The following is an 11,719-nucleotide window of genomic DNA, read 5'->3' as shown; positions in this document are numbered from 1 at the left end:
CCGGCGGCTCATGCGCGCGCGAGCTTCTGCATGCGCTCGGAGGGCGTGACGATGTCGGTCAGGCGAATGCCGTACTTCTCGTTCACCACCACCACTTCGCCCTGGGCGATGAGGTAGCCGTTGATGAGCACGTCCAGCGGCTGGCCGGCCAGGCCGTCGAGCTCCACCACCGAGCCCTGCGACAGCTGAAGCAGGTTCTTGATGGTGATGCGCGTGCGGCCGATCTCCGCGGTGAGCTGCACCGGCACGTCGAGCACGCGCGCGATGTCCACCGGCGTGGTTGCCGCCGCCGCGGCTGCTGCGGCAGCAGCCGACGTGTCCTGGATCTGCTGGAAGACCTGCGCCGTGGCCGGTGCCACCGCGGGTGCCGGGGCCGGGGCTGCCGACGCGGCGGTCTGTTCGGCCAGGGCCGCGGCCCAGTCGTCCGCGTCGCTGCCTGCGGAAGAGGTGTTGTCAGTCATGTTCGTTCTTCAGGTCGCTGTCTTGATGGGAGATCATGTGTTGCACGCGCAGCGCATAGCGCTCGTTGGAGGTGCCGTAGCCGCACTCCATCACCGGCACGCCGCCGACCTTGGCGACGACGGTCTCGGGCAGCTCGATGGGAATCACGTCGCCGACCTGCAGCTTCATCACCTCGCCGATGGTCGAAGGCATGGAGACGAAGTCGGCCACCAGCTCGACGTCGGCCGACTGCATCTGGCGCGACATCTGCGTCACCCAGCGCTTGTCGACCTCGACCTCGTCCTGGATCGGGTTCGAGAGCAGGTCGCGGATCGGCTCGATCATCGAGTAGGGCAGGCACACGTGCAGGAAGCCGCCCACGGGGCCGAACTCGATCTGCAGCGTGGTGTTGATCACCACCTCGTTGGGCGCGACGATGTTGGCGAGCTTGCCGTGCATCTCGGCGCGCACGTAGTCGAAGTCGAGCGGGAACACCGGCTGCCAGGCCTCGCCGTAGCACTGCAGCGACAGGTCGAGCAGGCGCTTGATGATTCGCTGCTCGGTACGCGTGAAGTCGCGGCCTTCCACGCGCACGTGGTAGCGCCCGTCGCTGCCGAAGAGGTTGTCCACCACGAGGAACACCAGCTTCGGGTCGAACACGAAGAGGGCGGTGCCGCGCAGCGGCTTCATGTGGATCATGTTGATGTTCGCGGGCACCGGCAGGTGCCGCACGAACTCGCCGAACTGCTGGATCTGCACCGGCCCCACCGAGATGTCGGGGCTGCGCCGCATGAAGTTCAGCAGCGCGCCGCGCAGGCCGCGCGCGAAGCGGTCGTTGATGACCTCCAGCGTGTGCATGCGGTTGCGCACCACGCGGTCGGGGGCGCCGAGGTCGTAGGCGGGCAGGCCGTCCTTCGGCGGGGGAGGGGGAGCCGCCTGGTCGACGTCGCCGGTGACGCCCTGCAGAAGCGCATCGACCTCGTCCTGCGAGAGCACCTGTTCATACGCCATGGATCGCTTGTCGTCCGGAGAAAGATGACGTGGTGCTCACTGCACGACGAAGATGTTGAACGAGACGCTGGAGATGCCCAGCTCGGGCGTCTCGGGCGTGAGCGGCGCGTTCAGCGCGGTGCGGATCTCGCCGGCCAGCTTGGCCTTGTCTTCGGGCGTGACCAGCGACTCGGGCGGGCGGTTCGAAAGCAGCACGAGCAGGCGGCTGCGCAGCTCGGGCATGAACTCGACGATCTGCGCCTTGGCGTGCTCGTCGCGCACGCGCAGCGCCATGCCGATCTGCAGGAAGCGGCTGCGGCCCTCGGCCTGCAGGTTGACGGTGAGCGGGTCCAGCATCACGAAGATGGGCTTCTCGGGCGCCGCCGGCTTGGGGGCCTCGGCGGCGGAAGCTGCGCCGCCCGTGAAGCGGGGAAGAAGGAAATAGGCGGCGGCACCGGCTGCGGCGGCGAGGCCGACGGCGACCACGATCCAGATCAGCAGCTTCGATGAGCGGCCGGGGGCCGGCAGGGAGGCGGTTGCGACAGTTGTTGGGGGAGCCATGGTGAAGCGGTTTTCTTGTCCGGTCTATTCTTTGCGAAGTCCCGCGCGGACGAACGGCCGAACAAGCGCACAAAGGCGTTTCATATCCGTTCATTGCGAGGCGCCGGGCGGGCCGGAGCCTTGGTGCGCGCGGGGCGAAGGTGTGGCGTGAGCTGGGCCTCAGGCGAAGGTGTCGACGCCGGAGCGTGCGTGGTCGGGCGCGGCGGGGCGCACGGCTGCCGTTGCCGCCGATGCACTGCCGACCGGGCGGCTCGCACCGGGGTAGGACGATGCGGCCTGCTGCCGCGCGGCGTTCTGCTGTTGTTGCTGGCCCTGCTGCTGCGCGAAGGCGGCGCCGTTGCCGAAGGGCTGGCGCGTCTCCGCGCCGACCGATGTCTGGCCCAGCGTGATGCCTTGCTCCGACAGCGAGTTGCGCAACTGCGGCAACGCGGCCTCGACCGCCTTGCGCACGCTCTCGTGGGCCGAGACGAACATGGCCTGCGCCTGGTTGTCTCCCATCGACAGCGTGACCTTGAGCGGGCCGAGGCCCGCGGGGTTCAGGTTGAGCTCCGCCGTGTGGCTGCCGCTGGCGCTCATGCGCGCCAGGTGCTGGCCAAGGGCCGGCGCCCATTTATCGCTGCCGACTTCGGGGGCGATGGTGTGCACGGGAGCGCGTGCAGTGGCGGTCGCCTCGTTCGCATGTTCCGAAGGAGCCGTCGTCACCGGGGCCGGCTGCTGGAGCGCGGTGGGCGACACGTCAGGCTGGCTGTCGGTGCTGCCGGCTGCCGCGGCCGTCACCACGGCAGGGGCAGCCTTGTCGGCCTGTGCGTCGCCGGTGGTCGTGGGCTGAGCGGCGCTCGCGAGCTGTTCGGCGGTGGTGGCGCTCATGGGCGCGCGCGAGCCGGCGCCGCGGCCGGTCGCGGCGGTGCCCACGGGGGCGCCGGCGGGCGCGGATGCGGGTTTCGCGAAGCCGGTGCTCATGGTCTGCGCGGCGATGGCGGCGCGGGCGAGTTCGTGCAGCGAAGTGGCCTGGGCGGCGTCGGGCTGCGCGGCGGCTGCCTCGGTGCCGGGCAGCGCCGGCGTCGCGGGCTTAGCGGCGGAGTCCTTCGCGGCCGCCGCGGCTTCGGGCACGGCCTTGGCATCTGCGGCCGTAGAGGCCGCGTCGCCGGCGAGCGTCTTCGCGGCGGGAGCCTGCAGGGCCGGGTCCAGCGGAATGTCCGTTGCCGTCTTGGCGGGCGTGGTCGCGACCGCTGCGGCATCCGCCGCGCCGTCGCCGCCCTGTTTCCGGGCGGCGCGTCCCGCGAGGGTCAGCGCATGCAGCGCCGTGTTCGCGGGCGCGAGAAAGGCGAGGTTGGGGTCGGCGGGCAGCGTGCCTTCGTCCTTCGTGTCCTCGTCCGCGCCGGGCTTGCGCACCGGCTTGCGGTCGAGGGCGGCGGCATCCTGGGTGCCGCCTTGCGCGGCCTCGCCGGTGTTCGCGCGCGAGCGCTCCAGCGCCGCGCCGAAGCTGCGGCCCTGGTCGTCGTCGGCGGCGCGGTTGCGCGCGCCGGCCTGCGCCGCCGACTGGGCGGTGGCGTTCGTCATGACGGGGGGCGTGATCATGGAAGTCATGTCGGTTCCTGCGTGGAGATTCGGTCGGCGTGGCTCAAAGCGTCGGATGCGAGGCGCGGTCGAAGAACTTGCGCGCGGCGCGCTCGTCGCTGTCGCGCTGCTCGCGCTTGGCCTCGGCCATCATTTCCTGCATGCGCACGCGCTCGGCCAGCGTGTCGAAGGAGCTCAGCCGGCGCTTCTGCTGCTGCCAGTCGGTGCGGCCGTGGTCCAGCCGGTTCTCGGTCTGGGTGGCGATGGCGCGCTGCTGCTCGATGGCGCCGTCCAGCGTGCCGAGGAAGTTGCGGTAGTTGCGCCACTGCGAGGAGGCCAGGCCGTCGCGCATCAGCGCGTCGAGCTGGTCGTGGTAGTCCTGCCGGTACTGCAGCAGCAGTTCGAGCTTCTGGCGGGCGTCGAGGTGCGCGTTCTGCAGCGCGCCCAGGCGCCGGGCGGCGTCGTCGGTCTGCGTGTGCGCCAGGTCGATCAGCATGCCGAGGGGGAGCTTGCGTGTCATGTCTTCTGGAGTTTTTGTGGTGTGGATGCACGTGCGTCGGGCGCGAACAGGCTCTCGAGGTGCGCGATCGACTCCTCGTAGCCCGCGCGCTCGTCCATCGACTGCTGCAGCAGCCCCTCGATGCGCGGGTACATCGCGATCGCCTGGTCGAGCTGCAGGTCGTGGCCGGGCGCGTAGGCGCCCACGCTGATGAGGTCGCGGTTGCGCTGGTAGCGCGAGAGCATCTGCTTGAAGCGGCGCACGGTGTCGAACTGCGAGGACGGGATCAGCGCGGTCATGGCGCGGCTGATGGAGGCCTCGATGTCGATGGCGGGGTAGTGCCCGGCCTCGGCCAGCGTGCGCGAGAGCACCACGTGGCCGTCGAGGATCGCGCGCGCCGAGTCGGCGATGGGGTCCTGCTGGTCGTCGCCCTCCGACAGCACCGTGTAGAAGGCGGTGATCGAGCCGCCGCGTCCGTTCGCGTCGCGCGCGCCGTTGCCGGCGCGTTCGACCAGCGCGGGCAGCTTGGCGAACACCGAGGGCGGGTAGCCCTTGGTGGCGGGCGGTTCGCCCACGGCCAGCGCGATCTCGCGCTGCGCCATCGCGTAGCGGGTGAGCGAGTCCATGATGAGCAGCACGTCCTTGCCGCGATCGCGGAAGTACTCGGCCAGGCAGGTCGCGTAGGCCGCGCCCTGCAGGCGCAGCAGCGGCGAGTTGTCGGCGGGCGCCGCCACCACCACCGCGCGGGCCAGGCCTTCCTCGCCCAGCGTGTTCTCGATGAAGTCCTTCACCTCGCGGCCGCGTTCGCCGATCAGGCCGACCACGATGATCTCCGCGCTGGTGTAGCGCGCCATCATGCCCAGCAGCACGCTCTTGCCCACGCCGGAGCCGGCGAACAGGCCCATGCGCTGGCCGCGTCCCACGGTGAGCATCGCGTTGATGGCGCGCACGCCCACGTCGAGCACCGAATCGATGGGCGCGCGAGAAAGCGGGTTGATGGGCGGGGAGCTCAGCGGCACCTTGCGCGCCATGTCCAGCGGGCCTAGTCCGTCGAGCGGCCGGCCGGCCGCGTCGACCACGCGGCCGAGCATGCCTTCGCCCACGGGCAGGCGCTTGGTGTGGGCGTTGCCGGTCAGTCCCGCTTCGTCGGGCTCCGGCGCGCCGGGCCGTGCGTACACGCGCGCGCCCGGCAGCAGGCCCGCGACTTCGGTCTGCGACATCAGGAAGAGCCGGTCGCCGGCGAAGCCCACCACCTCGGCTTCGGCATGCCGCTGCGGGTGGCCGGGCGGCAGCTCTATCAGGCAGTCGCTGCCCACGGGCAGCTGCAGGCCCACGGCTTCGAGCACCAACCCCACAGCGCGCGTGAGGCGGCCCGAGGCGATGGTGGTTTCGCAGCGCGCGATGTTGGCGCGCGCCTTCTCCAGCGTGCCGAGCACCGATTGAAGGTGCGGGTTGGGGGCGGCGGTCGCAGCGGTTGCGATGGTCGCGGTGTTGGCCTGCATGCTCGTCACTGCGTCTCGGTCAGTCCGTCGGCGTCGCCGTTGAGCGCGGAGGCGACGCGCTTCCAACGCGTCTCCAGCGTGCCGTCGAGCTCGCCGGTGGCCGATTGCACGCGGCAGCCGCCGCGCGTGATGCCGTCGTCGGCGCGCACCTGCCAGCCGGCGGCCTCGATCTCCTCGCCGAGGCTGCTTCTCACCAGCGCCACGTCGTCGGGATGCAGCAGCAGGCGCGGCTCCCCGCGCAGCGCGGGCTCGGTGTTGAGCAGGTCGCGCACCACGGGCAGCACCCACTCGGGCTCGGTCTTTAGGGTACGGTGCACCACCTGGCGCGCCACGTCGAGCGCGAGCGCGAGCACGGTGCGCGAAAGCTCTTCTTCAGCGCGGCGCAGCGCGTCGGGCAGCGACTGGGCCAGCGCGCGCAGGCGTTCCGCGTGCGCGCTGGCGGCGGCGAGGCCGGTGGCCAGTCCTTCGGTGTGGCCCGTTCGGCGGCCTTCCGCGAGGCCGGCGGCCCGGCCCTCGGCTTCGCCGTCGACGCGGGCTTCCTTGCGGATGCGCGCGAGGTCGGCCAGATCGATCTTCGGCTGGGGCGGCTGGGAAGGCTGGGGCGGGGCGCTCTTGCGCTCGGCGGCCTTGCGGCTGGCGGAAGGCTTCGGGCTGCCGTCGATGGTGCCCATCTCCCAGCGCTCCCATGCGGAGAGCGCCGGCGGATTCACGGCGGCGGAGAGAGGGCGCGAGGCCCTCGGGCCGCCGGCCGCATGGCGCGCGGCTGCGTGGATGGCGGCGAGGCGCTCGCGCGATTCGCCGAAGGCGCTGGCGGTGGTGTCAGACGAACTCATCGGTGCCAGGCGTTGCGATCACGATTTCGCCGGCCTCCGCGAGGCGGCGGGCAACCTGCAGGATGGCCTTCTGCTCGGTCTCGACCTGCGACACGCGCACGGGACCGCGCAGCTCCATGTCCTCGCGCAGCGTTTCGGCGGCGCGCTGCGACATGTTGTTGAGGAACTTGTCGCGCAGCTCCATCGGCGCGCCCTTGAGCGCGATGATGAGCGAGTCGCTCTCGATGTCCTTGAGCAGGCGCTGGATGCTGCGGTCTTCCAGCCCCAGCAGGTTCTCGAACACGAACATCTCGTCGACGATGCGCTGTGCCAGCGTCTCGTCCTGTTCGCGAACGTGGGCGATGGCTTCTTCCTCCACGCTCGTGCTCATGAGGTTGACGATCTCGGCCGCGGTGCGCACGCCGCCCAGGCGGCTGCGGCGCACGCCCTGGCCGGCCAGCATCTCGGTGAGCACGTCGGTCAGCTCGTTCAGTGCCGAGGGCTGCACGCCGCCGAAGGTGGCCACGCGCATGATCACGTCGTGGCGCAGGCGCGCCGGCAGCTTCTCGAGCACTTCCGATGCCTTCATGCGGTCCAGGTGCACGAGCAGCGTCGCGAGGATCTGCGGATGCTCGTCGCGGATGAGCTCGGCCACTTCGCCGGCCTCCAGCTCGTTGAGGCGCTCGATGCCGCCGCGCGGCTCGTCGGGCTGCAGGATGTCCTCGAGCAGGTTGCTCGCGCGGTCGTCTCCCAGCGCCTTCTTGAGCACGGCGCGGATGTAGCTGGTCGAGCCCAGGTGCAGGGCCGAGAGCTGCTCGGTCTCCTGGCGGAATTCGGCGAGCACCGCGGCCAGCTCGTCCTTCGAGACGGAGCTGAGCTTCGACATCGCGAGGCCCAGCGCCTGCACCTCGGAGGTGGGCAGCTGGTGCAGCGCGGCGGCGGCGCGGTCTTCGCCCAGTGCCATCAGCAGGATGGCGCTCTTGCGGGTTCCCTGTTCGCTACTCATCGTTGTTCATCCAGTGCTGGATCAGGGCCGCGACCATCTTCGGATCCTTGTCGGCGGCCTGGTGGGCGTATTCCATGTCGGCCTTGCGGCGGTTGGCCTCGCGTTCGCGCAGGCTCTCGTCGGCCGACGGTGCGTTCGGGTCCGGCTCGGCGGGGGCGGCGACGACCGGGGCGGCCGCCACGGGCGCGGGCGGCGGAGCCAGGTGCTTGCGCATCAGCGGTCGCAGCACGGCCAGCCACGCGAAGAGCGCGAGCAGCGCGTACAGCAGGTACTGGCCGGCCGTCTTGGCGAGGTCGAGGTTCTCGCGGTCGCGCCAGAACGGAACCTCGGGCGCGGGGCCGCTGTCGGCATCGCGTGCGAAGGCGCTGTTCACCACGTTGAGCGAGTCGCCGCGGTCCTGGCTGAAGCCCATGGCTTCCTTCGCGAGGTTGCGGATCTGCTCCAGTTCTGCCGGGGTGAGGGCGCGGCTGGCGGTCTTGCCGCTCGCGTCCACCGCGTCGCGGTTGTTCACCACCACGGCGACCGACAGGCGCCTCACGCCGCCGGCGGCTTGCTGCACGTGGCGGATGGTGCGGTCGAGTTCGTAGTTGGTGGTGGTGTCCTTGCGCGAGCTGCTCGGGCCGGTGGAGGCGGTGCCTGCCGTCGAGGCGGCGGCGCCCGGTGCTCCCGGCGCGCCCGGAGTCCCCGGTGCGGGCGGCGTGCCCGGCGCGTTCGGCGCGCGCGGCCCGGTGATCGGCGCGGTCGGATTCACCGGCGGCTGGTTCGACAGCGCGCCCGGCACGCCGCCGGGCTGGCCGCCTCCGTGCTGCGCCGACTCGCTGCTCTGCTGGCTGCGGATGGCGGCCTGCGACGGGTCCTGGTTGGGCTTGTATTTCTCGTCGGTGTGCTCGACTACCGAGAAGTCGATGTCTGCCGCCACCTGCGCGCGCACGTTGTTCGCGCCCACGATCGGCTGCAGGATCGCCTCGATGCGGCGGATGTAGCCCTGCTCGATCTCCTGCGTGTACTTGAGCTGGCTCACGTCCAGCCCGCGGTCGGTGCCGCGCGCGGAAGACAGCAGGTTGCCGCGCTGGTCGACCACGGTGACGCTCTTGGCGTCGAGGTCGGGCACGCTGCTGGAGATCATGTGCACGATGGCGCTGACCTGTCCCTCGTCGATGCCGCGTCCGCGCGCCAGCGCGAGCACCACCGAGGCCGAGGGCTTCTTCTGCTCGCGCACGAACAGCGACGGCTTGGGCAGCGCCAGGTGCACGCGGGCCGACTCGATGGCGCCGATGGATTCGATGGAGCGCGCCAGCTCGCCCTCGAGCCCGCGCTGGTAGTTGACCTGCTCCGCGAACTGGCTGGTGCCGAACTTCTGGTTGTCCATCAGTTCGAAGCCCACGCCGCCGGCCTTGGGCAGGCCCTGGGCCGCCAGCTTGAGGCGCGTCTCGGCCACCTTGTCGCCCGCGATCAGGATCGCGCCGCCGCCGTCGGCGAACTTGTAGGGCACGTTCATCTGCTGCAGCGACGCGATGATCGCGCCGCCGTCGCGGTCCGACACATTGGTATAGAGCACCTTGTAGTCGGGCCCGCGGCTCCAGAGCATGAACGCGGCCGCGGCGGCCACAAGGGCCGCGCCGCCGATGATCAGCGGCAGCCGGGGCTGCGCACGCATGCGTTCGATGAGCGAGGCCGAGGCAGGGCCGTTGTCTGCCGCGGGCAGCGCGCCCGCTGGCGCAGCCGTGCTCATGGATGCACCTTCTTCTTCGCGGCCGTTGCCATGCTGGGAGAGGGATTTCGATGTTGAGATTTCATTCCGGAGGGCCGGTGATGTCGTCCACGGCCTGTTCGTTTCGCGGACGATTGTCAGCAGTCACCCGGATTTCGAATGGCCGAACAGCCGGGGTTTTTGCCCTCAGTTGCGCGCTTGAATCGGGGTCTTCCCTTGATACGCTGCAAGCCAGCCGGAGGACTTCGCTCCTCCGTGTCAAGTCACGCGGAAGTGTTCAGACATACAAGAGGAAGAGGATCACCATGTCCATCAGCGCCATCGAATCGGTCCTGCAGCAGATGCGGACCACCGCGGTCCAGACCGGCATTGCGCCGTCTACGGCCGCGCCGGCCGAGGCCGGAGGCTTCGCGGCCGAGCTCAAGCGCTCGCTTGCCAACATCAGCGGCGCTCAGCAGCAGGCCTATGCGCAGGCCGAGTCCTTCGAGCTGGGCAAGCCCGGCGTCGCGCTCAACGACGTGATGGTCGACCTGCAGAAGGCGAACGTCGCGTTCCAGACCGGCCTGCAGGTGCGCAGCCGGCTGGTGACGGCCTACCAGGAAGTGATGAATCTGCAGGCCTGACCGGGTTGAAGACTCGAAGGGTGTGGCTCCCGGGGCGCGCAGGCGAACTTTTTCGTACGGCCCCCTAAAGGTTCCAGGACGCTGGCCGATAACCAAGTCAACGATGGCTTGAGTCTCACAGTGGAAGCGGGTCCAGCGTTACGGCCGAAAGCCGGAGTCCACAACCTTTTTTCATCAATCAGGAGTCGAACATGGCGCAAGTCATCAACACGAACAGCCTCTCTCTCATCACGCAGAACAACCTCAACAAGTCGCAGTCGGCGTTGAACAGCGCCATCGAGCGCCTGTCTTCGGGCATGCGCATCAACAGCGCCAAGGACGATGCCGCCGGCCAGGCCATCGCCAACCGCTTCACGGCCAACATCAAGGGCCTGACGCAAGCGACCCGCAACGCCAACGACGGCATCTCGATCGCCCAGACGACCGAAGGCGCCCTGACCGAAGTCAACAACAACCTGCAGCGCATCCGCGAACTGTCGGTGCAAGCCGGCACGGGCACGAACTCGGCCAGCGACCTGGACTCGATCCAGTCGGAAATCAGCCAGCGTCTGGACGAAATCAACCGCGTGTCGGAACAGACCCAGTTCAACGGCGTGAAGGTCCTGTCGGCTGACGCCGGCAAGCTGACCGTGCAAGTCGGCGCGAACGATGGCGAAACCATCGACATCGACCTGCAGGAAATCAGCGCCAAGACCCTGGGCCTGGACGGCTTCAACGTCAACAACACCGGTTCGAAGAACAAGACCGCCACGGCTTCCGACCTGCTGGTCGCCGGCTTCACCGCCGGTGCGACGACCAACGGCATCACCGCCTACAGCCGCACGCTGACCACTGCCGCCAACGGCGCTACGGCCAACGACGTGCTGGCCAAGATGCAGGACGGCGGCACGGTCACCATGACCGGCGGCGCAACCTACACCTACAGCGCAGCGACCAAGAGCTACACCGCCACGGAAGCCACCCGCAGCCAGGCCAACACGCTCGCATCCCTGACCCCGCCGGCCGGCACCAGCGTGACCGCCACGGTCAAGCTCGGCAACCGTTCGATGGACGTCAAGATCGACAGCAACGGCGCGATGACCGACGCAGCCGACGGCTCGGCCCTGTACCTCGACGCTTCGAAGAACCTGACCAAGACGGGCGCTGGCGCAACGACCGCTGCCACGCTGTCGGCGGTGCTCGAGCAAGCCACCGGCATGTCCGCTGCTGGCGATTCGATCACCATCGGTGCGACCGGCGCTTCGTACACCGTGGTGACGGCAGCAGCCGGCGCCAGCACCTTCGCGGTTGCAGGCGAGCGCGCCACGGCCGACCAGGTTGCCGCCAAGATCAACGCTGGCGCGGGCAGCATCGACATCGACGGCGGTGGCGCTACCGCTGCCTACGCAGTGGCAGCAGCCGGCGGTGCCGTGACCGGTGCCTACATCGGCGTGAGCGGCCTGACGACGACCGCCGCTGAATCGATCAACCTGAACGCCAATGGCGTGGTGACCGATGCGCAAGGCAGCGTCGTGTACGCGGACTCCACCAAGCCCGGCAAGCTGACGACCAACGCCGTGAGCGATGCCAAGTCGACCGTCGATCCGCTGAAGGCCCTCGACGCCGCCCTGTCGAAGGTCGACAAGCTGCGCAGCTCGCTGGGTGCGGTGCAGAACCGTTTCGACTCGGTGATCGCCAACCTCGGCACCACGGTGACCAACCTGTCCTCGTCGCGTTCGCGCATCGAAGACGCCGACTACGCGGTCGAAGTGTCGAACATGACGCGCGCCCAGATCCTGCAGCAAGCCGGTACCTCGGTGCTGTCGCAAGCCAACCAGACCACGCAAGGCGTGCTGTCGCTCCTGCGTTGATCGAAAGGAACTGACCCGAAGAAAAGGAATGCCGGGCCCCTCCCGAAAGGGCGGGGTCCGGCGGGCGCAGGCCCCCGGAGCAAGCCGGGAGTGCCTGCGCTGTCCTCTGCGGCCATGCCCCGGTGGGCGAGGCCGCAGAGGACAGCGAACCCAGCACAACAAGGTGG

Annotated in this window: 11 protein-coding genes; 2 read left to right on the top strand and 9 right to left on the bottom strand. The window is 69.7% G+C overall.

The features are described from left to right. Positions 1 to 8 precede the first annotated feature (8 nt). From fliN to fliF, 9 genes are all read right to left on the bottom strand, one after another. A complete protein-coding gene (fliN, locus tag ABL840_RS30880; protein ID WP_093197875.1) occupies positions 9 to 461 on the bottom strand; it encodes a flagellar motor switch protein FliN in 453 nt (150 codons plus the stop codon). Continuing rightward, complete coding sequence (fliM, locus tag ABL840_RS30875) at positions 454 to 1,452, bottom strand: flagellar motor switch protein FliM (RefSeq protein WP_093302089.1); 999 nt, start codon at positions 1,450 to 1,452, stop codon at positions 454 to 456. The genes fliN and fliM overlap by 8 nt, the downstream gene beginning before the upstream one ends. A gap of 36 nt (positions 1,453 to 1,488) precedes the next feature. Beyond that, a complete protein-coding gene (gene fliL / locus ABL840_RS30870; RefSeq protein ID WP_093197869.1) occupies positions 1,489 to 1,992 on the bottom strand; it encodes a flagellar basal body-associated protein FliL in 504 nt (167 codons plus the stop codon). Between the two features lie 159 nt (positions 1,993 to 2,151). Continuing rightward, positions 2,152 to 3,579: a flagellar hook-length control protein FliK gene (locus ABL840_RS30865; protein WP_093302087.1), complete on the bottom strand. Its 1,428-nt coding sequence runs from the start codon at positions 3,577 to 3,579 to the stop codon at positions 2,152 to 2,154. Between the two features lie 34 nt (positions 3,580 to 3,613). After that, positions 3,614 to 4,069, bottom strand: coding sequence for a flagellar export protein FliJ (fliJ, locus tag ABL840_RS30860; protein ID WP_093197864.1), 456 nt, complete (start codon positions 4,067 to 4,069; stop codon positions 3,614 to 3,616). Then, entirely contained in the window at positions 4,066 to 5,550 is a 1,485-nt protein-coding gene (fliI, locus tag ABL840_RS30855; protein ID WP_093197862.1) for a flagellar protein export ATPase FliI, read from the bottom strand. Before fliI ends, fliJ begins: the two co-directional genes overlap by 4 nt. A 5-nt stretch (positions 5,551 to 5,555) precedes the next feature. After that, positions 5,556 to 6,383, bottom strand: coding sequence for a flagellar assembly protein FliH (gene fliH, locus ABL840_RS30850; RefSeq protein WP_093302084.1), 828 nt, complete (start codon positions 6,381 to 6,383; stop codon positions 5,556 to 5,558). Next, complete coding sequence (gene fliG / locus ABL840_RS30845; RefSeq protein ID WP_093197857.1) at positions 6,370 to 7,368, bottom strand: flagellar motor switch protein FliG; 999 nt, start codon at positions 7,366 to 7,368, stop codon at positions 6,370 to 6,372. The genes fliH and fliG overlap by 14 nt, the downstream gene beginning before the upstream one ends. Continuing rightward, positions 7,361 to 9,100 carry a flagellar basal-body MS-ring/collar protein FliF gene (gene fliF / locus ABL840_RS30840; protein ID WP_093197854.1) on the bottom strand — a complete coding sequence of 580 codons (1,740 nt, stop codon included), beginning with the start codon at positions 9,098 to 9,100 and terminating at the stop codon, positions 7,361 to 7,363. Before fliF ends, fliG begins: the two co-directional genes overlap by 8 nt. Positions 9,101 to 9,384: 284 nt before the next feature. On the opposite strand from fliF, the gene fliE reads away from it, so the two are divergent. Together fliE and ABL840_RS30830 are read left to right on the top strand one after the other, a co-directional pair. Next, positions 9,385 to 9,702 carry a flagellar hook-basal body complex protein FliE gene (gene fliE, locus ABL840_RS30835; RefSeq protein WP_093302082.1) on the top strand — a complete coding sequence of 106 codons (318 nt, stop codon included), beginning with the start codon at positions 9,385 to 9,387 and terminating at the stop codon, positions 9,700 to 9,702. Between the two features lie 191 nt (positions 9,703 to 9,893). Further along, on the top strand, positions 9,894 to 11,552 hold the full coding sequence (locus ABL840_RS30830; protein WP_093302078.1) for a FliC/FljB family flagellin: 1,659 nt from the start codon (positions 9,894 to 9,896) through the stop codon (positions 11,550 to 11,552). Positions 11,553 to 11,719 lie beyond the last annotated feature (167 nt).

This window comes from Variovorax sp. NFACC27, from assembly GCF_048301545.1.
In the GTDB taxonomy this organism is placed as follows: Bacteria; Pseudomonadota; Gammaproteobacteria; order Burkholderiales; family Burkholderiaceae_C; genus Variovorax; species Variovorax gossypii.
Note: the sequence above shows the minus strand (reverse complement) of the source record. Positions and strands in the feature narration are given on the sequence as shown.

What these genes read in the sequence shown, in the direction of transcription:
- ABL840_RS30830 (WP_093302078.1), top strand. Translation starts at nt 9,894, where the DNA reads ATGGCGCAAGTCATCAACACGAACAGCCTCTCTCTCATCACGCAGAAC.
- fliN (WP_093197875.1), bottom strand. Translation starts at nt 461, where the DNA reads ATGACTGACAACACCTCTTCCGCAGGCAGCGACGCGGACGACTGGGCC.
- fliF (WP_093197854.1), bottom strand. Translation starts at nt 9,100, where the DNA reads ATGAGCACGGCTGCGCCAGCGGGCGCGCTGCCCGCGGCAGACAACGGC.
- fliJ (WP_093197864.1), bottom strand. Translation starts at nt 4,069, where the DNA reads ATGACACGCAAGCTCCCCCTCGGCATGCTGATCGACCTGGCGCACACG.
- fliM (WP_093302089.1), bottom strand. Translation starts at nt 1,452, where the DNA reads ATGGCGTATGAACAGGTGCTCTCGCAGGACGAGGTCGATGCGCTTCTG.
- fliI (WP_093197862.1), bottom strand. Translation starts at nt 5,550, where the DNA reads ATGCAGGCCAACACCGCGACCATCGCAACCGCTGCGACCGCCGCCCCC.
- fliH (WP_093302084.1), bottom strand. Translation starts at nt 6,383, where the DNA reads ATGAGTTCGTCTGACACCACCGCCAGCGCCTTCGGCGAATCGCGCGAG.
- fliL (WP_093197869.1), bottom strand. Translation starts at nt 1,992, where the DNA reads ATGGCTCCCCCAACAACTGTCGCAACCGCCTCCCTGCCGGCCCCCGGC.
- fliE (WP_093302082.1), top strand. Translation starts at nt 9,385, where the DNA reads ATGTCCATCAGCGCCATCGAATCGGTCCTGCAGCAGATGCGGACCACC.
- ABL840_RS30865 (WP_093302087.1), bottom strand. Translation starts at nt 3,579, where the DNA reads ATGACTTCCATGATCACGCCCCCCGTCATGACGAACGCCACCGCCCAG.
- fliG (WP_093197857.1), bottom strand. Translation starts at nt 7,368, where the DNA reads ATGAGTAGCGAACAGGGAACCCGCAAGAGCGCCATCCTGCTGATGGCA.